The organism is Leisingera sp. ABD4_442 (genome assembly GCF_056160905.1).
The window spans coordinates 17334-39996 of the sequence record NZ_JBSWYB010000039.1 but is presented as its reverse complement, the minus strand read 5'-3'; the positions used below and the strand labels follow the sequence as shown (position 1 = coordinate 39996).

The 22663-nt window shown below is 64.5% G+C and carries 19 protein-coding genes; 11 read left to right on the top strand and 8 right to left on the bottom strand.

Translation table 11 applies throughout. From position 1 onward, the window contains the following. Window positions 1-105: 105 nt before the first annotated feature. On the bottom strand, window positions 106-1434 hold the full coding sequence (locus tag ACXAHG_RS20315) for an aspartate aminotransferase family protein (RefSeq protein ID WP_475060240.1): 1329 nt from the start codon (window positions 1432-1434) through the stop codon (window positions 106-108). After that, window positions 1431-2213: a 3-keto-5-aminohexanoate cleavage protein gene (locus ACXAHG_RS20310; RefSeq protein ID WP_475060238.1), complete on the bottom strand. Its 783-nt coding sequence runs from the start codon at window positions 2211-2213 to the stop codon at window positions 1431-1433. Before ACXAHG_RS20310 ends, ACXAHG_RS20315 begins: the two co-directional genes overlap by 4 nt. A 283-nt stretch (window positions 2214-2496) precedes the next feature. On the opposite strand from ACXAHG_RS20310, the gene ACXAHG_RS20305 reads away from it, so the two are divergent. Further along, complete coding sequence (locus tag ACXAHG_RS20305) at window positions 2497-3894, top strand: aminotransferase family protein (RefSeq protein WP_475041122.1); 1398 nt, start codon at window positions 2497-2499, stop codon at window positions 3892-3894. 84 nt (window positions 3895-3978) lie between these two features. Here the strand turns inward: ACXAHG_RS20305 and ACXAHG_RS20300 are convergent, their stop codons facing one another. The 3 genes from ACXAHG_RS20300 to ACXAHG_RS20290 form a co-directional block, all read right to left on the bottom strand. After that, a complete protein-coding gene (locus ACXAHG_RS20300) occupies window positions 3979-4734 on the bottom strand; it encodes an SDR family oxidoreductase (protein ID WP_475060236.1) in 756 nt (251 codons plus the stop codon). Between the two features lie 218 nt (window positions 4735-4952). Then, window positions 4953-5984, bottom strand: coding sequence for a permease (locus tag ACXAHG_RS20295; protein ID WP_475060233.1), 1032 nt, complete (start codon window positions 5982-5984; stop codon window positions 4953-4955). Continuing rightward, a complete protein-coding gene (locus tag ACXAHG_RS20290; protein ID WP_475041118.1) occupies window positions 5977-6300 on the bottom strand; it encodes an ArsR/SmtB family transcription factor in 324 nt (107 codons plus the stop codon). The genes ACXAHG_RS20295 and ACXAHG_RS20290 overlap by 8 nt, the downstream gene beginning before the upstream one ends. Window positions 6301-6577: 277 nt before the next feature. Between ACXAHG_RS20290 and pdxR the strand changes: the two genes are divergently transcribed. The 9 genes from pdxR to ACXAHG_RS20245 all read left to right on the top strand — a co-directional run bounded on the left by pdxR (window position 6578) and on the right by ACXAHG_RS20245 (window position 18015). Beyond that, window positions 6578-8038, top strand: a complete 1461-nt coding sequence (gene pdxR / locus ACXAHG_RS20285) for a MocR-like pyridoxine biosynthesis transcription factor PdxR (protein WP_475060231.1) — start codon at window positions 6578-6580, stop codon at window positions 8036-8038. Window positions 8039-8299: 261 nt separating this feature from the next. Continuing rightward, window positions 8300-10072, top strand: coding sequence for a sulfoacetaldehyde acetyltransferase (xsc, locus tag ACXAHG_RS20280; RefSeq protein WP_475041115.1), 1773 nt, complete (start codon window positions 8300-8302; stop codon window positions 10070-10072). Between the two features lie 4 nt (window positions 10073-10076). Next, a complete protein-coding gene (locus ACXAHG_RS20275) occupies window positions 10077-10823 on the top strand; it encodes a sulfite exporter TauE/SafE family protein (RefSeq protein ID WP_475041114.1) in 747 nt (248 codons plus the stop codon). A gap of 44 nt (window positions 10824-10867) precedes the next feature. Then, on the top strand, window positions 10868-11896 hold the full coding sequence (pta, locus tag ACXAHG_RS20270) for a phosphate acetyltransferase (protein ID WP_475060229.1): 1029 nt from the start codon (window positions 10868-10870) through the stop codon (window positions 11894-11896). 96 nt (window positions 11897-11992) lie between these two features. Next, a complete protein-coding gene (locus ACXAHG_RS20265; protein ID WP_475060227.1) occupies window positions 11993-14815 on the top strand; it encodes a molybdopterin oxidoreductase family protein in 2823 nt (940 codons plus the stop codon). An 87-nt stretch (window positions 14816-14902) separates the two neighbouring features. Then, window positions 14903-15667, top strand: coding sequence for a 4Fe-4S dicluster domain-containing protein (locus tag ACXAHG_RS20260; protein WP_475041110.1), 765 nt, complete (start codon window positions 14903-14905; stop codon window positions 15665-15667). Next, the gene (locus ACXAHG_RS20255) at window positions 15667-16554 is read left to right on the top strand and encodes a dimethyl sulfoxide reductase anchor subunit family protein (protein WP_475060224.1); all 888 of its coding nucleotides are present in this window, start codon (window positions 15667-15669) and stop codon (window positions 16552-16554) included. Before ACXAHG_RS20260 ends, ACXAHG_RS20255 begins: the two co-directional genes overlap by 1 nt. A 121-nt stretch (window positions 16555-16675) precedes the next feature. Further along, window positions 16676-17137 (top strand): carboxymuconolactone decarboxylase family protein, encoded by a 462-nt coding sequence (locus tag ACXAHG_RS20250; RefSeq protein ID WP_475060223.1) that lies wholly within the window; start codon window positions 16676-16678, stop codon window positions 17135-17137. Further along, window positions 17134-18015: a sigma-70 family RNA polymerase sigma factor gene (locus tag ACXAHG_RS20245; RefSeq protein ID WP_475060221.1), complete on the top strand. Its 882-nt coding sequence runs from the start codon at window positions 17134-17136 to the stop codon at window positions 18013-18015. Before ACXAHG_RS20250 ends, ACXAHG_RS20245 begins: the two co-directional genes overlap by 4 nt. A gap of 132 nt (window positions 18016-18147) precedes the next feature. Here ACXAHG_RS20245 and dapA read toward each other — a convergent pair whose 3' ends face one another. Further along, window positions 18148-19020 carry a 4-hydroxy-tetrahydrodipicolinate synthase gene (gene dapA, locus ACXAHG_RS20240; RefSeq protein ID WP_475060219.1) on the bottom strand — a complete coding sequence of 291 codons (873 nt, stop codon included), beginning with the start codon at window positions 19018-19020 and terminating at the stop codon, window positions 18148-18150. A 139-nt stretch (window positions 19021-19159) separates the two neighbouring features. Here dapA and ACXAHG_RS20235 point away from each other — a divergent pair, with 139 nt between their 5' ends. Further along, window positions 19160-21118: a lytic transglycosylase domain-containing protein gene (locus ACXAHG_RS20235; protein ID WP_475060217.1), complete on the top strand. Its 1959-nt coding sequence runs from the start codon at window positions 19160-19162 to the stop codon at window positions 21116-21118. Here the strand turns inward: ACXAHG_RS20235 and ACXAHG_RS20230 are convergent. Together ACXAHG_RS20230 and mnmC2 are read right to left on the bottom strand one after the other, a co-directional pair. After that, on the bottom strand, window positions 21092-21997 hold the full coding sequence (locus ACXAHG_RS20230; protein WP_475060215.1) for a DMT family transporter: 906 nt from the start codon (window positions 21995-21997) through the stop codon (window positions 21092-21094). The two genes, ACXAHG_RS20235 and ACXAHG_RS20230, sit on opposite strands and share 27 nt — an antisense overlap. After that, window positions 21994-22662, bottom strand: coding sequence for a tRNA (5-methylaminomethyl-2-thiouridine)(34)-methyltransferase MnmC2 (gene mnmC2, locus ACXAHG_RS20225; protein ID WP_475060213.1), 669 nt, complete (start codon window positions 22660-22662; stop codon window positions 21994-21996). Before mnmC2 ends, ACXAHG_RS20230 begins: the two co-directional genes overlap by 4 nt. Window position 22663: the final 1 nt, after the last annotated feature.

Genomic DNA, 22663 nt, shown 5'->3' with positions numbered 1-22663 from the left:
AATTACCCGTCCCGGCGGGGGGGGAGGCGAAGCGCCCTCCCCGTGGGGGGCGGGACGGGCGCTGCCCGGCCGGCGGCCGGGCGATGCGTCATTTCTTCCAACCGCTTAGATTCGCGGCAGGCACTGGGTGATCGCGGTTTCCAGCTTGTCCACCACCTCGGTGATCTGCTCATCGGTGATGATGAAGGGCGGCGCCAGCAGGATGTGGTCGCCGTTCTGGCCGTCGCGGGTGCCGGACATCGGGTAGCAGATCAGGCCGGCCTGGAACGCCGCTTTCTTGATGTTTTTGGCCAGCGCCAGGGCGGGGTCGAAGGGTTCCTTGGTGTCGCGGTCGGCGACCAGCTCTACCCCGCGGAACAGCCCGCGGCCACGGATGTCGCCGACGTTGGGGTGCTGGCCAAAGCGGTCTTCCAAGGCCGCCTGCAGCTTTTCACCCATCTCGGCGCAGCGCTGCACCAAGCCGCGCTCCAGCATTGCCTTGACCACGGCAAGGCCCGCAGCGGTGGCCACCGGGTGGCCGATATAGGTATGGCCGTGCTGGAAGAAGCCGGAGCCATGCTCGATCGCCTCATAAATCTGCTTGGTGCACAACATGGCGCCGATCGGCTGGTAGCCGGCACCGAGGCCCTTGGCGATGCACAGGATGTCGGGCGCCACGCCGTCGGCCTCGCAAGCAAACAGATGGCCGGTGCGGCCCATGCCGCACATCACTTCATCGAGGATCAACAGCACGCCGTACTGGTCGCAGATCTCGCGGATGCGCTTGAAATAACCCTCAACCGCCGGCACTGCGCCGGAAGTGGCGCCAACCACCGGTTCGGCCATGAAGGCCATCACGGTATCAGGCCCGAGGCGCAGGATTTCCGCCTCCAGCTCATTTGCCACCCGCTGGCCATAGCCATAGCTGCTCTCGCCCTCAGCCCGGCCTACGTATTCGTAGCAGGGTGAAATGTGGGAGATCTCGATCAGCAGCGGTGCGAACTGGGTGCGGCGCCATTCGTTGCCGCCTGCGGCCAGCGCGCCAAGGGTGTTGCCGTGGTAGCTCTGCTTGCGGGCGATGATGTGGCGGCGCTGCGGTTCGCCGCGTTCCAGATGGTACTGGCGGGCGAGTTTGATGGCCGCCTCAGTCGCCTCGGAGCCGCCGGAGACGAAATAGACACGGTCGATGTCGCCCGGTGCGTTGGCGACCAGCAGGTCTGCCAGCTCCTCCGCCGGTTCAGAGGTGAGGAAGCCGGTATGGGCAAAGGCCAGCTTGCCCGCTTGGTCCTGCACGGCCTTGATGACATCGGAGTCGGAATGGCCGAGGCAGGACACGGCGGCGCCGCCGGAGCCGTCGAAATAGCGTTTGCCGTTTGCATCGATCAGGTAGCAGCCGTCGCCGGAAACAGCGGTGGGCAGATCAGCCTTGGTGTGGCGGGGGAAAACATGGCTCATGATCGATGCTCCTTGAGAGTATGGCCCTGGGCCGCTGCGGCCTGAACAAAGGCGGTGACCGAGGCTGCGTTATCTGCCAGCAGCCCGCCTTCGGGTGTTTCGATGTTATTCTCAAATCCGATTCGCGCATCCCCGCCCGCGGCCACCGCAGCCAGCAGGCAGGCGTGCTCGTGGCGGCCGAAGGCGCAGACGGTCCAGTTCAGGCCTATTTCTGCCGTGGCGTCACGGAAAGCCGTCAGGCCTTCGGGCTGCGCCAGGACCGGCGGATTGTATTTGCCCAGAACAAAGATCGCATCGCGCATGGTGCCCGGCACGGTGCCGTCCTGATACCAGGCCTGCAGCTGGGCGATGCACTCGGGACCATAAAGAATGTGCTGCACCCTGGTGCCTGCCTCCAAGCTCAGCGCATAGGCGCGTGCGGCCAGCTGCGGATCGCGTGCCATTTCCCGCACCGAGACCGAGGCAGCCGCCGGGCGCAGCGCCTCAAGACAGGCAAGCTGATCAGCAACGTCAAAGATACCGGCGCTTTCGGTGGTGATCTGGACGGCCATGCCTGGCGCGCTTTCCTGCACCGCATCAAGGGCTTCGCGGTAGCGGCCGGCATCCAGCGAGTGGCGCCCCGCATCATCGCGCACGTGCAAATGCAGCGCCTGGGCGCCGGCCGCGGAACAGGCCGCCGCCGTCTGTGCGGTCTGCGCCGCTGTTATCGGCAGCTGCGCGTGATCGCCGCGCGTGCGCCGGGCACCGTTGGGCGCCACCATCAATCCGTATTCCGCCACCGGTTCCCTCCTTTGCGGCCTGCCCCGCCGCGACTCGCGCCCGGGGTTGGTGCAGACTGGCCCGGCGGCACATCCGCTCTCAAGAAGGCAATTTCAAAACATCTGTTCTATTCCATTTCATGCCGGCCAGCCCGCCGGATTTGCCCGACTCTGGACCTAAGCAACCACATGCTCTGGCCCTAACGAATTATACGAAACTGACGTTTCTGGTACATAATACGCCTCAGAAGCCCTGTAGGGTCCCGGGCAGCCTGATTCACTTCCAACGCCGAAAGGACATGTCATGGACGGCACGTTCAACGAAAACGATCTCTCCCGCGTAGTCGAGGCCGACAAGGCCCACATGTGGCACCACCTGTTCCAGCACAAGGCGCTGGAATCCTCCGACCCGCGCATCATTGTCGAGGGCAAGGGCATGCGCGTCTGGGATCAGAACGGCAAGGAGTTCCTGGATGCGGTTTCCGGCGGCGTCTGGACCGTCAACGTCGGCTATGGCCGCGAGAGCGTCTGCAAGGCCGTCTACGACCAGCTGATGAAAGTCTGCTACTTCGCCAACTCCGCGGGCTCTATCCCCGGCGCGCTGTTTGCAGAAAAGCTGATCGAAAAGATGCCGGGCATGACCCGCGTCTACTACACCAACTCCGGATCCGAGGCCAACGAGAAGGCCTTCAAGATGATCCGTCAGATCGCCCACAAGAAATACGGCGGCAAGAAAACCAAGATCCTGTACCGCGACCGCGACTACCACGGCTCCACCCTGGCGACCATGTCGGCAGGCGGCCAGGACGAGCGCAATGCGCAGTACGGCCCGTTTGCGCCGGACTTTGTCCGCGTGCCGCATTGCATGGAATACCGCAAGCATGAGCTGGGCCTGGAGCACCTGTCCGGCCGCGAGTTCGGCATTGCCGCGGCGGATGCCATCGAGGAAGTGATCCTGCGCGAAGGCCCGGAAACCGTTGGCGCCCTGTGCCTGGAGCCGGTGACCGCAGGCGGCGGCGTCATTGAAGCGCCGGAAGGCTACTGGGAGCGCGTGCAGGAGATCTGCAAAAAGTACGACGTGCTGCTGCACATCGACGAAGTGGTCTGCGGCGTCGGCCGCACCGGCAAGTGGTTTGGCTACCAGCAGTACGGCATCAAGCCCGACTTCGTGACCATGGCCAAAGGTGTGGCTTCCGGTTACGCGGCGATTGCCTGCATGGTCACCACCGAGGAAGTCTTTGAGATGTTCAAGGACGACAGCGCCGACCCGATGAACTACTTCCGCGACATCTCCACCTTCGGCGGCTGCACTGCAGGCCCGGCGGCGGCGCTGGAGAACATGCGCATCATTGAGGAAGAAGGCCTGCTGGAAAACACCGTCGCCATGGGCGAGCGGATGCTGAACAACCTGCGCGCGCTGCAGGAAAAGCACGCCGTGATCGGCGATGTGCGCGGCAAGGGCCTGTTCCTGGGTGTTGAGCTGGTGCAGGACCGCGAAACCAAGGAACCGGTGGACGAGAAGCTGGCCCAGCAGGTTGTCGCGGACTGCGGCGCGCAGGGCGTGATCATCGGCGTCACCAACCGCTCGCTGCCGGGCCGCAACAACACCCTGTGCTTCAGCCCTGCGCTGATCGCCACCGCGGACGACATCGACGCGATTTGCGATGCGGTCGACAAGGCCCTGACCAAAGTTTTCGGCTGACACCTTCTCCCTGTTGGACGAATTGACTGCGCCCCGGCACTGCCGGGGCGCTTTTTCGTGCGGGACCTTCAGCCGGGGCGCGGTTCAGACAAGCCGCGCCGCAATCCCGCCGTCTACGGCCACTGGCCCGCCCGTCACGAAGCTGGCGCGGTCCGACAGAAGGAACAGCGCTCCTTGGGCAATTTCCTTCGGCTCGGCCATCCGTTTCATCGGATGCAGCCCGGCAATGAAACTGTGGATGTCCGGATCATCGCCGGCCATGGCGGTTTTGGTCCCCCCTGGCAGCAACGCGTTTGCCCGGATGCCCTCTGCTGCCAGATCGGACGCCAGCGACTGCACCAGGCCGATCAGCCCCGCTTTTGAGGCCGCATAAGCCCCCATGCCCGGCATGCCGCCATTGCTGAATCCGACAAAGGAGCCGGTGAACACCAGCGAGCCGCCGCCCCTTGCGCGTAAGGCGGGAACCTGCGCTTTGGCAGAGAAAAACGCACCAGTCAGATTGGCCGCAATTACTGCGTTCCAATTGGCGGCATCCATCTGCTCCACCGGTCCGGTATCGCCCATCATGCCGGCGTTGTTGAAAGCCCCGTCCAGCCCGCCGAACTCTTCCGCCGCCAGCGCAACCAGGGCTTCGCAATAGGATTCCGATGTGACATCCCCGGCCAGAAAGGCCGCCTTGCCGCCACTTTGATTGATCTGCCCGGCAAGGGTCTGCATTTCAGACTGCCGCCGTGCGCCCAGCACAACATTGGCCCCTTCTGCTGCAAACAGCAGCGCCGCCGCCGCGCCGATACCGCTGCTGGCGCCGGTGATGATCAGTGTCTTGTCCTTCAGTTCCATCGTCAAAGCCTCCATAGGTTGAATGCCTTGACCTAACCGCGGCGCTTGCGCGCCCTCGACCCGTTTCTTGCGCTTGCCGCCGGCGCCCGCCCCGTTCCCGCAAGAACCGGGTCGGAAAGACGGGATGCGCCGCGCGTCAGCGCGCGCCGGGCCAACGGGCGCAAGGCATCTTTGATGCCGCAGCGGCGGGCGGGAGTTCTTGGCCCGCCGCAGGCGCCTCAGAACATCTGGAACAGGATGCCTGAGACAATGGCGCCGCTGACCCCCAGTCCCAGATAAGTGACGAAGACCTTTGGCTTCACCAGCGACCAGACCGCCGCCATGGCAGGCACCGAGCTCACCGCGCCGGCCACCATAAAGGCCATCGCCGCACCGGCGCTCATGCCCTGCTCCATCAGCCCCGCCAGCAAGGGCGGCGCCACATAGGAGTTCAGGTAGGCAGGCATCCCGACCAGCGCCGCAATGGCAATCGGCAGCACGCCCTCGCCCCCCACCTGCCCTGCAATCACATCCGCGGGTACGTAATGGACCAACAGTGACTCCAGCACATAGGCCAGCGCCAGCCATTTCAGCAGGAACACCCCGTTGGAGACAAATTCAGCGCGGAACTTCACCCGGCGCTCTGCCTCGGTCCAGAACCGCCAGTTTGGCTTGGCCTCCAATTTCGGCGAGCCGCAGCTGCTGCAACCGGCAGCCGGCTGCTGGCGCAGCGGGCTGGCAAAGACACCCTGACCACGCAGCAGCTTGATGGCAAAGCCGCCGAACAGCCCGAGCGCCACCGCCGCCGCCGCCTTGCCGATGGCAAAGGGCCAGCCCAGCGCGCCTGCGGTGATCAGCAGTGTAGGAGGATCAATGAGCGGCGAGGACAGCCAGAAGGCCATCACTGCCGACAAGGGCGCGCCCAGCGCCAGCAGGCCCGCGATAAAGGGGATCACCTCGCAGGAGCAAAATGGTGCCAGCCCGCCGAACAGGGCGGCCAGGAAGATCATCCGGGTTTCGCGTCCCTCAAAGGCGCGGGCCACCATCACCTCGGCGCCGGTTGCCTTGAGATAGGCCAAGAGAAACACCGCAAAGAGGATGTATTTTGCGGTGCTCATCAAGGCAGCCGCAGCGAATTCCGCAACCGAGCCGAAGTTGCCCGGATCCAGCACCGCAGCCGCCGCCAGCAGCGCAACGCTCAGGGTCCAAGGGGTCTTCAGCCAGTTGCCCAGCGTTTTCGCGGGCCGGGAGCTCTGTGTCAGATCAGCCATCGTTTGCTGCCTTTCCGGCTGCGTCCGCGCAGCACTCGCTGAGAATGAAGGCGGCCAGCGCTTCCAGCCGGGTGAAGCCGGCGCGGCTAATGGTCGAACGCCCCATGCGTTCCTGTTCGACCACTCCCGCAGCGGACAGAAACTTCAGATGATGCGCCAGCGTCGACGGTGCGATGCCGGTTCGGTTCTGGATTTCCCCCACGGTCAGCCCCGCATCTCCGGCCCGGATCAGGCAGCGCAGCACCTGCAGCCGGGCCTCGGACCCCATCGCAGCAAAGCCCTGTGCGGCTTCTTCCCACTCCACTTCATGAGGCATGATGTCAGCTCCCATTGCTTCGGTAAAACTAGCTTTATAGTTTTTTAAGCGAATTTCAAGAGGACAACTTGCCGGAACTAAGGCGCGGCCGGGCCATCGCCCGCAAGAGAGACAGAGGAATGCCAGCAGCCCATACCGGCGCCTGAGCACCAGATGGCCAAAAATTTGGACACTGCGGCCAGTTGGCACTGCCCGCAGTCCAGAGTATGCCGCAGATTTCCGCAAACTGGCCCTAAGTCCAGATTGCACCGCGCTTAAGTCCACCCTAAGGTGGCGCATGGCCATTTCTGTCGACACCTTCTTTCTCAATCCGGACGCCCAGGGCACGCTGCAAGCGCAGATCCAGGAGATGATTGCCGAGGGCATTCTATCGGGCCGGTTCCGGGTTGGAGAGAAGCTGCCCTCTTCGCGCAAATTGGCGGCACATCTTGGGATCAGCCGGATCACGGTGACGCTGGCTTATACTGAGCTTCTGGCCAATGACTATCTCACCTCGCGCGGGCGGTCCGGGTATTTTGTGTCGGAGAACGCCCCGGTGCCGCCCTCATACACGCCGCAGCAGAAGTCCGGCGACGCGATGGATTGGGGCAAGGTGCTGGCGCGCAGCTTTACTGGCGGCGACACGCCAAGAAAGCCCGAGGGCTGGCGCGATTACCGGTATCCGTTCATCTACGGCCAGGCCGATGCCTCGCTGTTTGATCATGCCAACTGGCGGCTGTGTGCGCTGCGGGCCTTGGGGCAAAAGGACTTTGCCGCGCTGGCCAATGACTACTTCGACCAGGACGACCCGCTGCTCTTGGAGTATATCGCACGGCACACCCTGCCCCGGCGCGGCATTACTGCACGGCCCGAGGAAATCCTGATCACACTGGGTGCCCAGAACGCGCTGTGGATCACCTGCCAGTTGCTGCTGAACCGCGGGCGGCGGGCTGCTGTCGAAGATCCCGCCTATTACACCCTGCGCGACCAGGTGGTGCAGACCCGCTGCCAGGTCGATTGCATCCCGGTGGACGAAGGCGGGCTGCCGCCGGAGCAGATTTCAGAAGACACCGATGTGATTTTCTGCACTCCCAGCCATCAGAGTCCGACCACCTTCACTATGCCGATGGAGCGCCGCAAGGAGTTGCTGCAACGCGCCAGCGACATCGACGCGGTGATTGTCGAGGACGATTACGAGTTCGAGATGTCCTTTCTTGGCGCACCGTCACCGTCGCTGAAGTCGCTCGATACGGAGGGGCGGGTGATCTATGCCGGCAGTTTCTCGAAGTCGCTGTTTCCGGGGCTTCGGCTGGGCTACCTGGTCGGCTCGGAACCGTTCATCCGACAGGCCCGCGCCCTGCGCGCCAGCGTCTTGCGGCACCCGCCGGGGCATGTGCAGCGCACCGTCGCCTATTTCCTGTCGCTCGGCCACTACGACGCCCAGATCCGCCGCACTGCCAAGGTGCTGCATGACCGCCGCGCGGTGATCGAGGATGCGATCCGCAAGCACGGGCTGACCATCGCCGGTGTCGGCAGCTTTGGCGGCTCGGCCCTGTGGATGCAGGCGCCAGAAAACGTGGATGCCACAGCGGTTGCCGAGCGGCTGAAGGAAAAGAGCGTCATTATCGAGCCCGGCGCGCCGTTCTTTGCTGCCGAACACCGCAAGCAGAATTTTTACCGGCTAGGTTATTCCTCAATTCCTGCCACCCGAATCGAGCCCGGGCTGGCCCTGCTGGCCAAAGCGCTGAAACAGGGCTGAGCCAAAACCCCGCTCTCGCAAGCTGTCGCAAATGATACCGAATGTATCACTCATTGAGCCGCCGCGTTTTGTGGCGCTCTCACGCTGCGACTCGCTGATGCTTATGTGAAAATCCGGCGGTACTATTTTCATGGATCCAGTTTTGGACCTATCCGGGTTTCAGAACTGGCCCTAACCCGGTCTGCACCCGCCCCCTAAACCAGAGTCAATTCCCGGCAGCGCGTCCGGGGGAATTCCGCGTCTCATTCAGGAGAACCCGCCATGAAAATGACCACCGAAGAAGCCTTCGTCAAAGTCCTGCAGATGCACGGCATCGAGCATGCCTTTGGCATCATCGGCTCTGCAATGATGCCGATCTCGGATATCTTCGAGCCTGCAGGCATCACCTTCTGGGACTGCGCCCACGAAGGCTCCGGCGGTATGATGGCCGACGGCTACACCCGCGCCACCGGCAAGATGTCGATGATGATCGCCCAGAACGGCCCGGGCATCACCAACTTTGTGACCGCCGTGAAAACCGCTTACTGGAACCACACCCCGCTGCTGCTGGTCACCCCGCAGGCCGCGAACAAGACCATGGGTCAGGGCGGCTTCCAGGAAATGGAACAGATGCGCATGTTTGCCGACTGCGTCTGCTACCAGGAAGAAGTGCGCGACCCGTCCCGCATGGCCGAGGTCCTGAACCGCGTAATCATGCAGGCCAAGCGCAACTCCGCTCCGGCTCAGATCAACGTGCCGCGCGACTACTTCACCCAAGTCGTCGACATTGAGCTGCCGGCCGTTGTCGACTTTGAGCGCCCCGCAGGCGGCACCGACGCGGTCAACGAGGCAGCTGAGCTGCTGTCGAACGCGAAATTCCCGGTCATCCTGAACGGTGCTGGCGTTGTCATCGGCGGCGCGATCCCGTCCTCGATGGCGCTGGCTGAACGCCTGGACGCACCGGTCTGCGTTGGCTACCAGCACAACGACGCCTTCCCCGGCTCGCACCCGCTGTTTGCCGGCCCGCTGGGCTACAACGGCTCCAAGGCAGGCATGGAGCTGATCTCCAAGGCCGACGTTGTTCTGGCCCTCGGCACCCGACTGAACCCGTTCTCCACCCTGCCCGGCTACGGCATCGACTACTGGCCGACCGACGCGAAGATCATCCAGGTTGACATCAACCCGGACCGCATCGGCCTGACCAAGAAAGTCACCGTCGGCATCGTCGGCGACGCCAAGCAGGTTGCAGACACCATCCTGGGCAAACTGTCCGGCACCGCAGGCGACGAGGGCCGCGAAGAGCGCAAGGCGCTGATCGCGCACACCAAATCCTCCTGGGCGCAGGAACTGTCCTCGATGGACAGCGAGCAGGACGATCCCGGCACCACCTGGAACGAGCGCGCCCGCGCTGCTAAGCCTGACTGGTTGTCGCCGCGCCGCGCATGGCGTGCGATCCAGGCCGGCCTGCCGAAGGATGCGATCATCTCATCCGACATCGGCAACAACTGTGCCATCGGCAACGCCTACCCGTCCTTTGAAGAAGGCCGCAAGTACCTGGCCCCCGGCCTGTTCGGCCCCTGCGGCTACGGCCTGCCGGCGGTTGTCGGCGCGAAAATCGGCTGCCCGGACGTTCCGGTTGTTGGCTTCTCCGGCGACGGCGCCTTTGGCATCGCGGTGACCGAGCTGACCGCAATCGGCCGCGAGGAATGGCCCGCCGTGACCCAGGTTGTCTTCCGCAACTACCAGTGGGGTGCTGAAAAGCGTAACTCCACCCTGTGGTTCGACGACAACTTTGTCGGCACCGAGCTGGACACTCAGGTTTCTTATGCCGGCATCGCCCAGGCCTGCGGCCTGAAGGGTGTTGTGGCCCGCACCATGGACGAGCTGACCGACGCCGTGCGTCAGGCCTGCGAAGACCAGAAGAAAGGCATCACCACGCTGATCGAAGCGATGATCAACCAGGAACTGGGTGAGCCCTTCCGCCGCGACGCAATGAAGAAGCCGGTTCAGGTTGCAGGCATCAGCAAGGACGACATGCGTCCGCAGAAAGTCTGAGACCATGGATCTGCCCTTTGACCTGTCCACCGGCCAGGGGGCATTTCTGGCCGCCGCGTTATTCGCGGCGGCCCTGATCCGGGGCTTTTCCGGCTTTGGATTTTCCGCGATCTTTATCATTCTGGCGGCTTTGACGACCAATCCTTTGCCGCTGATCCCGGTGGTGTTTTCCTGCGAAATCGCCATGACCGCCTTTCAGGCCCGCGACATCCGCCCGCATATAGATTGGCACCGCGCCTTTGCCCTGCTGGGCGGCGCTGCAGTTGCCACCGTTCCCGCCATCGCCATCATGGCGCGGCTGGGGGAATATGAGGCGCGGCTGGCAATCTCGAGCCTGATCCTGGTGCTGAGCCTGGTGCTGCTGAGCGGCTGGCAAGTCAGCCGCCCCGTCGGGCGCAATGGCACCGCAGGCGTCGGCGCGCTGTCCGGCATCGCCAACAGCGCCGGTGTCGGAGGCCTGGTCACCGCGGCCTTTTTGACTGCGCAGCCAGTGCCGCCTGCGGTGTTCCGGGCCACGATGATCGTATTTCTGACCGGCATCGACATCATGGCGCTGCCGGTGATGGCCGCAAACGGGCTGGTGGGGCCTCAGACCCTGACCGGCATCCTGCTGGCCTTTCCGATTCTGGGCCTCGGCATTTGGGCCGGGTCCCGCACCTTCCAGCTGGTCTCGCAGTCGCTGTTCCGCCGCGCGGTGGTGCTGATGCTGACCGCACTGTCGCTGATCAATATCGCGCGGCTGGCGTTCTGACCGTCCCGCCCTGCCCCGAAACCGCTGTTACAGGACCGCCTTCCGTGACCCATACCTTGTCCCCGCTCGAACTTCTGAAAGCCGAAGCCCCGGCCACCCGCCCCGTTGTTGCGCTGAGCGAGGGTACGGACCCGCGCGTGGTGGCAGGTGCCCTGGCCGCGCAGCAGGCAGGCATCGCCGATGTGATCCTGGTTGGCCCGCAGGCTGAGGTCGAAGCCGCCCTCCAGGCTGAAGGCGCCGCAGCAAGCGAAGGTGTCGCTGTCCATGACCCGGCCACCTCTGATCTGACCGCCAGCTTTGCCGCCGAGTACTATACGCTGCGTAAGCATAAGGGCGTGGATGAGGCCAAGGCCCGGGCCGCCGCGGAAACCCCGCTGGTCTATGCCGCCATGCTGGTGCGCCTGGGCCATGCCACCGGCACCGTCGGCGGCGCCGTCCACACCACCGGCGACGTGGTGCGCAGCGCCATCCAGGTAATCGGCATGGCGCCGGATGCGGGCATGGTCTCCTCCTTCTTCCTGATGTACCCGCCGGAAAGCGCGCCCGGGGGCGCCCGCGCGATGCTGTACTCAGACTGCGGCCTGGTGATTGATCCCAAGCCTGCCGAGATGGTCTCCATTGCTGCCGCCTCAGCCCAATCGGCCAGTGCGCTGCTGCGGGTGGACCCGAAACTGGCCTTCCTCAGCTTTTCGACCAAGGGCAGCGCCAAGCACCCGGCGGTGGACAAGGTGACCGAGGCCTTGGGCCTGTTCCAGGAGGCGCACCCCGAACTGCCCGCCGATGGCGAACTGCAGTTCGACGCAGCCTTTGTCTCCTCGGTCGGTGAGCGCAAATCGCCGGGTTCCGCCGTTGCAGGCCAGGCCAATGTGATGATCTTCCCGAACCTGGACGCCGGCAACATCGGCTACAAGATCACCCAGCGGCTGGGCGGTTACTCCGCCATCGGCCCGGTCTTGCAGGGGCTGGCGAAACCCGCCAACGACCTGTCACGCGGCTGCAGCGCCGAAGATGTGACCCAGATCATCGCCGTCACTATCCTGCAGGCTGCTGGCGCCAAGCATGCGGAAATCTGAACAAACGTTCCTAAAGCCCAAACCGATGCAGAACACTATTCCCAAATTGAGGCATTCCGTCATACGGTCGCCCGAAACTCCCAACAGGACCCGCCCATGACCCATCAGCAGCCAATCCTGAACACCTCGCCTAAGGTCTCGGACGAGATCCGCAAAACCACCTGCTACATGTGCGCCTGCCGCTGCGGCATCAACGTGCACATGAAGGACGGCAAGGTTGCCTATATCGAGGGCAACCGCGATCACCCGGTGAACAAGGGCGTGCTGTGCGCCAAGGGTTCAGCCGGGATCATGCAGGTCAACGCACCGTCCCGCCTGAAGGCCCCGATGATCCGCACCGGGCCGCGCGGTTCCGGCCAGTTCAAGGAAATCTCTTGGGACGAGGCGCTGGCGATTGCGGTGGGCTGGCTGGAACCGGTGCGTCACGAGGCGCCCGAGCAGCTGGCGTTCTTTACCGGCCGCGACCAATCGCAAAGCTTCACCAGTTTCTGGGCGCAAAGCTTTGGCACCCCGAACTATGCGGCGCACGGCGGCTTCTGTTCGGTCAATATGGCGACCGCCGGCATCTACACCATGGGCGGCGCCTTTTGGGAGTTCGGCCAGCCCGATTGGGACCACACCAAGCTGTTCCTGCTGTTCGGCGTCGCCGAGGACCATGACTCCAACCCGATCAAGATGGGGCTGGGCAAGATCAAGAAACGCGGCGCGCGGGTGATCGGCGTCAACCCGATCCGCTCGGGTTACAATGCTGTTGCGGACGATTGGGTCGGCATCACCCCGGGCACCGACGGTCTGTTCATCCTGTCGATGATCCACGTGCTGATGAAGGCCGGCAAGATCGACCTCGACTACCTCAGCCGCTTCACCAATGCACCGGTTCTGGTGAACGCCTCGGAAGGCCCTGAAAAGGGCCTGCTGATGCGTGACGAGGACGGCAAGATGCTGGTCATCGACCGCAACACCGGCAAGCTGACCCCGTTCGACCAGCCCGGCGTGCGCCCGGACCTGTCGGCGGTCTACGAAAAAGACGGCGTTACCCACCGCCCGGTCTTCCACCAGATGGCCGAGCGGTATCTGGCGGACGAATACGCCCCCGAAGCGGTCGCGGAGAAATGCGGCATCCCGGCCAAGCGCATCCGCGCTATCGCGGGCGAGCTGGCCCGCGTCGCCTTTGACGAGGCGTTTGAGCTCGACCGCGAGTGGACCGACTTCCGCGGCGAGAAGCACACCAAGATGGTGGGCCGCCCGGTTGCCATGCACTCGATGCGCGGCGTCTCGGCCCATGCCAACGGCTTCCAGACCTGCCGCGCGCTGCATGTGCTGCAGATCCTCCTGGGCACCGTCGAGGTCCCCGGCGGCTTCCGCTTCAAACCGCCCTACCCCAAGCCGGTTGAGGCGCATCCGACCCCGCACTGCAAGGCCACGCCCGACACCCCGCTGGACGGTCCGCACCTGGGCTTTGTGCGCGGGCCGGAGCATCTGGCACTGAAGGAAGACGGCAGCCCGGCGCGGATCGACAAGGCCTTCACCTGGGAAAACCCGATGTCGGCCCACGGGCTGATGCATATGGTGATTTCCAACGCGCATGCCGGCGATCCCTACAAGATCGACACGCTGTTCATGTATATGGCCAACATGTCGTGGAACTCCTCCATGAACACCAAAGGTGTGATGGAGATGCTGACCGACAAGGATGAGAACGGCGACTACAAGATCCCGCATATCATCTACTCGGACGCCTATAGCTCCGAAATGGTGGCCTTTGCCGACCTGATCCTGCCCGACACCACCTATCTGGAGCGCCACGACTGCATTTCCCTGCTGGACCGCCCGATCTGCGAGGCGGATGCGGCGGCGGATGCGATCCGCTGGCCGGTAATCGAGCCGGACCGCGACGTGCGCGGCTTCCAGACGGTGCTTATCCAGCTGGCCAACCGGATGAAGCTGCCGGGCTTCACCAACGAGGACCGCAGCGCCAAGTGGAAGGACTACGCCGACTACATCGTCAACCACGAGCGCAAGCCGGGCATCGGCCCGCTGTCGGGTTTCCGTGGTGAGGACGGCAGCAAGACCGGCCGTGGCGAAGTGAACCCGGAGCAGCTGAACCAGTATATCGAAAACGGCGGCTTCCATGTGGCCCACATCCCGGAAGGTGCGGATTACTACAAACCGTGGAACGCTGCCTATCAGGATTGGGCCGTGGGCATGGGGCTCTATGACAGCCCGCAGCCCTACCTGTTCCAGCTTTACGTGGAACCGATGCGCAAGTTCCAGCTTGCCGCCGAAGGCCATGGCGAGCGCCAGCCGCCTGAGCATCTGCGCCAGCGGGTGAAGGACGTGATGGACCCGCTGCCGATCTGGTACGAGACCGACCAGCAAGGCAACGAGGGCTTCACTGTCAACGCGCTGACCCAGCGCCCAATGGCGATGTACCACTCTTGGGGCACTCAGAACGCCTGGCTGCGCCAGCTGCACGGCCGCAACCCGCTTTATGTGCCGACCAAGCTGATGCGCGAGCACGGGCTGCAGGACGGCGACTGGGCCAAGGTCAGCTCGCCGCACGGGGAAATCACCGTGCCGGTGATGGAAATGGCGGCGCTGAACAGCAACACCGTCTGGACCTGGAATGCCATCGGCAAGCGCAAGGGTGCCTGGGCGCTGGAAGAGGATGCGCCGGAGGCCACCAAAGGCTTCCTGCTCAACCACCTGATCCACGAGCTGCTGCCTGCCAAGGGCGACGGCATGCGGTGGGCCAACTCAGACCCGATCACCGGCCAGGCAGCCTGGTTCGACCTGAAGGTCAAAATCGAAAAGGCCGCGGCCCCGGCAGACCTGCAGGAAAGCCAGCCCGCTTTCCCCGCGCAGGAGTCGCCCGTCGGCACCGGCCCCAAAGAACTGAAGTGGAAAGTCGGCAAATGATCCGCCCCCTTCCTCTTGCCCGAAATATCCCGGGGTCTGGGGCAGCGCCCCAGCCTGCCCTCACCACTATTGCGGAGGTATGCTGACATGACCCAGCTCCCCAACTCCACAGACCGCAAGATGGGCCTGGTCATCGACCTGGACACTTGCGTCGGCTGCCATGCCTGCGTGATCTCCTGCAAAGGCTGGAACACCGAAAACTACGGCGCGCCGCTCAGCGATCAGAACCCCTATGGCGGCGATCCCTCGGGCACTTTCCTGAACCGGGTGCATTCTTATGAGGTGCAGCCGCAGCAAGGCCACGCGCAGCTGATCCATTTCCCCAAATCCTGCTTGCACTGCGAGGATGCGCCCTGCGTCACCGTCTGCCCCACCGGCGCCAGCTACAAGCGCGCCGAGGACGGCATCGTGCTGGTGAACGAGGACCACTGCATCGGCTGCGGCCTCTGCGCCTGGTCCTGCCCCTACGGCGCACGGGAACTGGATCTGGCCGAGGGGGTGATGAAGAAATGCACCCTCTGCGTTGACAGGATCTATAACGAGAACCTGCCGGAGGTGGACCGCATCCCCTCCTGCGTGCGGACCTGCCCTGCAGGCGCGCGCCATTTCGGTGATCTGGGCGACCCGGACAGCGATGTCTCCAAATTGGTGGCAGAACGCGGCGGCATGGATCTGATGCCGGAAATGGGCACCAAACCGGTGAACAAGTACCTGCCGCCCCGCCCCAAGGACACGATCGAAGAGGAAATCGACATCCTCGCACCGCTGCTGGCGCCGGTCGCTGAGGAGCCGCAGGGCTTCATGGGCTGGCTGGACAAAGCTCTCGACAAACTTCCGGGAGGAGCTAACTGATGCATCCCGCACCCTCAGTCATCATCTTCACCACCCTGTCGGGCCTGGGCTTTGGCCTGTTGTTCTTCCTTGGCCTCGGCCAGTCGGCGGTGACCGGCACGGTGGCCTTCGTGTTCTATGCCATCGCCTTTGGCCTGGCCTGCGGTGGCCTGTTGGCCTCCACCTTCCACCTGGGCCACCCGGAGCGCGCCTGGCGTGCCTTCACCCAATGGAAAACCAGCTGGCTCAGCCGCGAAGGCGTCTGTGCCGTTGGCGCCTTGGCCGTCATGGGCCTCTATGCCCTTGGCGCCATCTTTCTGGACAGCCATTGGACGCTGCTGGGCTGGATCGGCGCAGCACTCAGCCTCGCCACCGTTTTCACCACCTCGATGATCTATACCCAGCTCAAGACCATCCCGCGCTGGAATATGGAGCTGACGCCTGCGGTGTTCCTCTCCTTCAGCCTGGCAGGCGGCGCACTGCTGGCCGGGGCCGAGGCCGTGGCCCCCTGGCTGCTGGCCGTCGCAGGCGCGGTGCAACTGGCCTATTGGGCCAAGGGTGACAAGGCGCTGGCGGCCTCCGGCACCGATCTGGGCACTGCCACCGGCCTTGGCGACCGTGGCGCGGTGCGGGCGTTTGAGCCGCCGCATACCGGCTCCAACTACCTGCTGCGGGAATTCGTGCATGTGGTGGGCCGCAAGCATGCGCAGAAACTGCGGATGATCGCCTTTGTCCTGGGCTTTGCGCTGCCGCTCCTGCTGATCCTGACCCCGGTTCAGGGCGTGGTGATCAAGCATCTGTTTGCCGCCCTTGCGGTGCTTTCGCATCTGGCGGGCGTCTCCACCTCGCGCTGGCTGTTCTTTGCCCAGGCCGAACATGTGGTCGGCCTCTACTACGGCAAACGCTGACAATTCCCGGGGCGCCCACTGCGGCGCCCCGAACTTTTTTCCGGAATTTTCTTCCGGCCCTGTCACAAACCGCCTGGCTGCCTCGTCCTGTTCCTGAAGCCATCAACAAAGGAACAGACAGATGACCCCGCGCCTTGACTACTTTTCCATCGCCTCCGACCTGTTTCAGCCGATGCTGGAGCAGGAAAAACTGTTCAAGGAGAGCACTCTGGAGCACAGCCTGGTGGAGCTGGTGAAACTGCGCGCCTCGCAGATCAACGGCTGCGCCTACTGCATCCACATGCACAGCCACGACCTGCGCGCCCATGGCGAAAGCGAGGACCGGATGCACCTGCTGAACGCCTGGCGCGAGTCGCCGCTGTATTCGGACCGGGAACGCGCTGCGCTGGCCTGGTGCGAGGCGCTGACCCGCGTTGAAACAACCTCTGCGCCCGATGCCGATTATGCGGCGGTGCAGCAGCAATTCGAGCCGCGCGAGCAGGTGGCGCTGACGCTCTTGATCTCGGCCATCAACGCCTGGAACCGGATTGCAATCGGCTTCCGCACCCCGCATCCTGCCGCCGGGGGGGCAAGTGCCGCATGAAACCGCAGCAGCATCTAGAAGCAACTGATGCGTTCCTGGCAGCCCGGCCGCGATTGTTCGCGGCCGCCTACCGGATGCTGGGCACGGTAAGCGATGCCGAGGACATCCTGCAGGAGGCATTCCTGCGCTGGCAAGGAGCACCGCAGGCACAGGTCCAGGATCCAACCGGCTATTTGATGCGCATCACCACGCGGCTGTGCCTGGACCAGCTGAAATCGGCCCGCGCCCGGCGCGAGACCTACCCCGGAGAATGGCTGCCCGAACCGGTTCTGACCGAAGATGCCACCGAGCTGCTGGACCATGACGTGACGGTAGCGCTTCTTTTGGCGCTGGAGCGGCTGTCGCCGCTGGAGCGCGCAGCCTTCCTGCTGCATGACATTTTTGACGGCGCCTATGAGGACATCGCCGCCGCGCTGGAGCGCACGCCCGAAACCTGCCGCCAATTGGCGGCCCGCGCCCGGCGCAAGGTGCAGCAGCTGCCGCCCAAGGCGCCGGACAGCCCGGAACAGGGCCTGGAGCTGGCCGAGGCGTTCTTTCATGCCTCCCGCACCGGCGACATGGCGTCTCTGACCCGGATGCTGACACAGGACGTGCAGTTGATTTCCGACGGCGGCGGCAAGGCGATGGCGGCGCTGAACCCGATTTACGGGCGCGCCAAGATTCTGCGTCTGATCGAGGGCATTGCGCGCAAATACGGGCAAGGCGACCCGGACTGCTGGCGGACCTGCCAGCTGAACGGCCTGCCCGCCATCCTGCACTGGGCCGAGGACGGTATCCTGCAGGCAACCTCCCTGGAAATCCGGGACGGGCGGGTGTCCCGCATTTATGTGACCCGCAATCCGGACAAGACCGCGCATCTGGCCGAAGCGCTGGCGTAGAGCGGGCGGGAGGGGCCAGCCCCTCTTGCCCCTCCGGGGCAATTCACCCCGGGGTATTTGGGACCAGAAAGAAGCAAAAAGGGCGGCGCTCCAGTGGAGGCCGCCCTTGCTGTTTGGATAGGCTCGTGCGTCTTACAGCAGGCCAGCGTGCACCATGGCGGCGTCGATGGCGGCTTTGGTGCTGTCTTCCAGCGTAGTCAGCGGCGAGCGGACCTCTTCGCTGCACATGCCGAGCTTGCTGAGGCCGTATTTGGCGCCCGCCAGGCCGGGCTCGATGAAGATCGCCTCATGCAGCGGCATCAGCTTGTCCTGATATTCCAGCGCCTTGGCGTAATCGCCTGCCAGGGTGGCGGCCTGGAATTCGGCGCAGAGCTTCGGTGCCACGTTGGCGGTTACCGAGATGCAGCCCACGCCGCCATGGGCGTTGAAGCCCAGCGCGGTGGCGTCTTCCCCGGACAGCTGGATGAAATCCGCACCGCAGGAGGCACGCTGCTGGCTGACGCGTGCGATGTCGCCGGTGGCATCCTTCACACCCACGATCCGCGGCAGCTTGGCCAGCTCACCCATGGTGGCGGGCGTCATGTCGACAATCGAGCGGCCCGGGATGTTGTAGATGATGATCGGGATCTCGGCGCAGTCATGGGCTGCGGTAAAATGCTGCAGCATGCCGCGCTGGGTCGGCTTGTTGTAGTAAGGGGTCACAACCAGCGCGCCATCGGCACCAGCTTTCGCGGCAAACTCGACGAATCGAATCATCTCGACGGTGTTGTTGGAGCCCGCACCGGCGATCACCGGCACCCGGCCGGCGGCTGCCTTGACGGTTTCCGCGATGACCAGCTCATGCTCTTCGTGGGTCAGGGTCGGGCTTTCGCCGGTGGTGCCGACCGGCACCAGGCCTGTGGAGCCTTCGGCAATCTGCCATTCCACCAAGCGTTTGAGCGCATCCAGATCCAGCTCGCCGTTCGAAAACGGGGTGACGAGTGCTGGCATAGAGCCTTTGAACATGGGCACGCTCCCTTCGCTAGTGGTGCAGGCGGCAATCCGCCGCCGTCAAGATACGGAATGCCGGGGATTTGAGTTGATACCGGCACGCCAATGAGTAACGTTCAAGCCTCTATCCCCGGACTGCTGGAAAATGCAAGAGATGACACGCATCCTGGCCCTGTTTCTGCTGATTACCGCAGCTTTTGCCGCGGCGCCTGCCCAGGCGCGCGGGCTGGGCGAGGCATTGGAATTGATGCGGGCCGAGAAATGGGATGAGGCCGGGCGCGAGGCCGGGAAGCGGCAGAGCGTGTCCCGCGATATCATCGAATGGCACCGGCTGCGCGCCGGTCTGGGCTCGGCCCGCGATGCGGTGGCATTCCTGGAGCGGCGGCCGGACTGGCCCGGGCTGGCCTATTTGCGGCGCCAGAACGAGAATGCGATTGCCAGGGCAGGCCGGGAGGCGGTTCTGGCCTTCTATGCCAAGGAACGCCCGCAGACCGCCGAGGGCGCGCTGAGCCTGGGCAAGGCGCTGATCGCCTCCGGGCGGCGCGGCGACGGCGAGGCGGAGATCGTGCTGGCCTGGCGCACCATGGCGATGGGCAGCGCCATTCAGAAGGACTACATGCGGGATTTCGCCAAGCTGCTGAAACCGCATCACACCGCCCGGCTGGACCGCTTGCTGTGGGACGACCACCTGGTCAGTTCCAAGCGGATGCTGCTGCTGGTGCCCGAGGGCGAGCGCAAGCTGGCCGAAGCTCGTATCGCGCTGCAGGACCGCGCACCGGGGGTGGATGGCAAGATTGCCGCCGTGCCCGCCCGGCTGAAAGGTTCGGCAGGCCTCGCCTATGACCGCTTTGCCTGGCGCGACCGCAAGCGGCTGCAGGAAAGCGCTATCGCAATGATGATGGAGCGCAGCACCAGCGCCAAGGCCTTGGGCGAGCCCGGCAAATGGCTGCGCCGCCGCCGCGACCTGGCCCGGCAGCTGATGCGGGACAAGGACTATGAGCGCGCCTATCAGCTGGCCGCCTATCATTTTGCTGCGCCCGAGGACGGCTATGGCTATTCGGACTGCGAATGGCTGGCGGGCTACATCGCGCTGCGCAAACTGCGTGATCCTGAGTTGGCCGCCGTGCATTTCAAACGGTTTCTGGCTTCGGTCGAGACGCCGATCTCGGTCAGCCGCGGCGGCTATTGGCTGGGCCGTGCCCAGGCGGCGATGGGCGAGGCCGACAAGGCCTATGAAGCCTATGCCCAGGCGGCGGAGTATCAGACCGCCTTTTACGGGCTGCTGGCCGCCGAGCAGCTGGGCCGCCCGTTTGACCCGGCGCTGACCAAGCCGGCAGAGCTGCCGGATTGGAGCACCGCGGAATTTGCGAAATCCTCGGTCACCCATGCCGGTCTGGAGCTGTTGAAGGCCGGCGAACTGGCCTTGGCCGAACGCTTCTTCACCCATCTGGTCGAGACCCTGCCGCCAGTGCAGGCGCGCCAGCTGGGGCAGATGGCGGTAGAGCTGGATCAGCCGCATTTGGCAGTGATGATCTCGAAACGCGCAGCACGGCGCGGGCTGGAGCTGGAGGGCGCCTATTACCCGCTGCACCCGGTCGCCAAGCGGCAGCTGCCGATGGCCGAGGAGATGACCCTGGCCATCGCGCGGCGCGAAAGCGAGTTTGACCCGGGCGTGATCAGCCACGCAGGCGCGCGCGGGCTGATGCAGGTGATGCCCGCGACGGCCAAGCTGGTGGCGACTGAGCTGGGCATTCTGGCAAACCACAAAACCTCCCGCCTGACCGCAGAGTGGGATTACAACGCCAAGTTGGGCGCCAATTACCTGGCCGGGCTGGCAGGCGCGTTCCGCGGCAATGTGGTGATGATGGCCGCGGGCTATAACGCAGGGCCGCACCGCCCCAAGGCCTGGATGGAGCGTTATGGCGACCCGCGGGATGGCGATCCGGACATTATCGACTGGATCGAGCACATCCCCTTCAACGAGACCCGTAACTATGTGATGCGGGTCACCGAAAGCCTGCCGGTCTACCGGGCCCGGCTGGGCAAGACGCCCTTGCCGGTGCCCTTCTCGCAGGAGCTGAGAGGCTCAACCCTTCACGCGTTCGCGCCATAGGGTGAACAGGCCGGCGCCGATGATGATGGCCGTGCCGATGGCCACGTTGGCACGGATCACCTCGCCAAACACGGTAACGCCCAGGATGGCCGCCCAGATCAGGTGGAAATAGGCAAAGGGCTGCACGGCGCTGGCCTCGGCCATCTCGTAGCACTTGATCAGCAGCCAGTGGCCGGTGACGCCGGACACGCACAACAGCCCCATCCACAGCCAGTCATCGGGGCTCATCGGCTCCCAGTACCACATGCCCACCGCCGTCATGAAAACCATGCCGGAAATGCCGGTCCAGAAGAAGCTGGTGGCGGTGCTGTCCTTGCGCGCGGCATAGCGGGTTACCAGGCCGTAAACCGCAAACATCAAGGCCGAGATGAACGGGATGATGGCGGCCACGTCAAACACCCCTGCCCCGGGCTGCAGGATGATCAAAACCCCGACAAGGCCGACCCCGATCGCCGCCCAGCGCCGCCAGCCGACGCTCTCGCCCAGCACAGGGCCACTGAGGGCCGCCACCAGCAGCGGATAGCAGATGAAAACCGCCAGGCTGTCGACAAGCCCCAACAGGGTAAAGCCGTAAACCGCAACGCAGATCTCACCCGCCAGCAGTACGCCGCGGAAGATCTGCAGCCCCAGCTGTTCCGTCCGCGCGGTCTTGCGGATGCCGCCGGGCGCGCGGGCGGCCAGCGACAGCACGAACAGCGCAAAGAACCAGTAGCGCACCATGATCACCATGAAGGTGTTGTACTCGCCCGCCAGATGCCGCGAGATGCCGTCCTGCAAGGCAAAGACCACGGTCGCCGCGATCATCAGCAGGATGCCGGCGGTCACATTGTTGGTCTGCGCCTGGCCGGTCCGGGTCTGTGCAGGGGCTGCCTGGGTCATGCCTTTGTCGCCTTTGTCATATGCCGCTTGCGCCCGTAGCCGGGGATGCGGGCCACCTCGAATCCTGCCGCCTCCAGCCCGCGGCGCACGAATCCGGCCGCGGTATAGGTCGCCGCCGAGCCGCCCGGCGCGGTATGCGCCGCAACTTCCGCCATCAGCGCCTCCTCCCACAATTCGGGATTCTTGGCCGGAGAGAACCCGTCCAGAAACCAGGCATCTGCCTCACCTGTCCACTCCGGCAGCGACATGCGGGCGTCGCCCTGGATCACCTCCAGTTGCAGAGTTCCCAGATCGCACGTGCCCGTGCCCTGCCACTTTGCCAGGAACCTCTCTGCCCAAGGGGCCACGGCGGGGAAGGCTTCCAGCGCCTTGCCCATATCTTCGGGCGCCATCGGAAAAGCCTCGAAACTGGTGAAACGCAGCGGGCCCTCCTGCCCCGCCGCTTCCCAGGCTCGCCAGGCCGCCAGCATGTTCAGGCCGGTGCCGAACCCCAGCTCGGCTATGTGAAACCCCGGTGCAAACCGTGCGGGCAGATCGTTGCCCGCCAGAAACACATGTTCCGTCTCCGCCAGCCCGTCGTGGATAGAGAAATAGGGATCATCGAACTGATCCGACACCGGAACGGTGCCGTCGCGCCAGCTGAGGCGGGCCTGCTGGTCTGCCATG

Bases quoted from the DNA above. Each gene is read 5' to 3' on its own strand.
- xsc (WP_475041115.1), top strand. From the start codon at position 8,300: ATGAAAATGACCACCGAAGAAGCCTTCGTCAAAGTCCTGCAGATGCAC.
- pdxR (WP_475060231.1), top strand. From the start codon at position 6,578: ATGGCCATTTCTGTCGACACCTTCTTTCTCAATCCGGACGCCCAGGGC.
- ACXAHG_RS20255 (WP_475060224.1), top strand. From the start codon at position 15,667: ATGCATCCCGCACCCTCAGTCATCATCTTCACCACCCTGTCGGGCCTG.
- ACXAHG_RS20230 (WP_475060215.1), bottom strand. From the start codon at position 21,997: ATGACCCAGGCAGCCCCTGCACAGACCCGGACCGGCCAGGCGCAGACC.
- ACXAHG_RS20265 (WP_475060227.1), top strand. From the start codon at position 11,993: ATGACCCATCAGCAGCCAATCCTGAACACCTCGCCTAAGGTCTCGGAC.
- ACXAHG_RS20290 (WP_475041118.1), bottom strand. From the start codon at position 6,300: ATGCCTCATGAAGTGGAGTGGGAAGAAGCCGCACAGGGCTTTGCTGCG.
- ACXAHG_RS20300 (WP_475060236.1), bottom strand. From the start codon at position 4,734: ATGGAACTGAAGGACAAGACACTGATCATCACCGGCGCCAGCAGCGGT.
- ACXAHG_RS20235 (WP_475060217.1), top strand. From the start codon at position 19,160: ATGACACGCATCCTGGCCCTGTTTCTGCTGATTACCGCAGCTTTTGCC.
- ACXAHG_RS20245 (WP_475060221.1), top strand. From the start codon at position 17,134: ATGAAACCGCAGCAGCATCTAGAAGCAACTGATGCGTTCCTGGCAGCC.
- ACXAHG_RS20260 (WP_475041110.1), top strand. From the start codon at position 14,903: ATGACCCAGCTCCCCAACTCCACAGACCGCAAGATGGGCCTGGTCATC.
- ACXAHG_RS20295 (WP_475060233.1), bottom strand. From the start codon at position 5,984: ATGGCTGATCTGACACAGAGCTCCCGGCCCGCGAAAACGCTGGGCAAC.
- dapA (WP_475060219.1), bottom strand. From the start codon at position 19,020: ATGTTCAAAGGCTCTATGCCAGCACTCGTCACCCCGTTTTCGAACGGC.
- ACXAHG_RS20305 (WP_475041122.1), top strand. From the start codon at position 2,497: ATGGACGGCACGTTCAACGAAAACGATCTCTCCCGCGTAGTCGAGGCC.
- mnmC2 (WP_475060213.1), bottom strand. From the start codon at position 22,662: ATGGCAGACCAGCAGGCCCGCCTCAGCTGGCGCGACGGCACCGTTCCG.
- ACXAHG_RS20315 (WP_475060240.1), bottom strand. From the start codon at position 1,434: ATGAGCCATGTTTTCCCCCGCCACACCAAGGCTGATCTGCCCACCGCT.
- ACXAHG_RS20250 (WP_475060223.1), top strand. From the start codon at position 16,676: ATGACCCCGCGCCTTGACTACTTTTCCATCGCCTCCGACCTGTTTCAG.
- ACXAHG_RS20275 (WP_475041114.1), top strand. From the start codon at position 10,077: ATGGATCTGCCCTTTGACCTGTCCACCGGCCAGGGGGCATTTCTGGCC.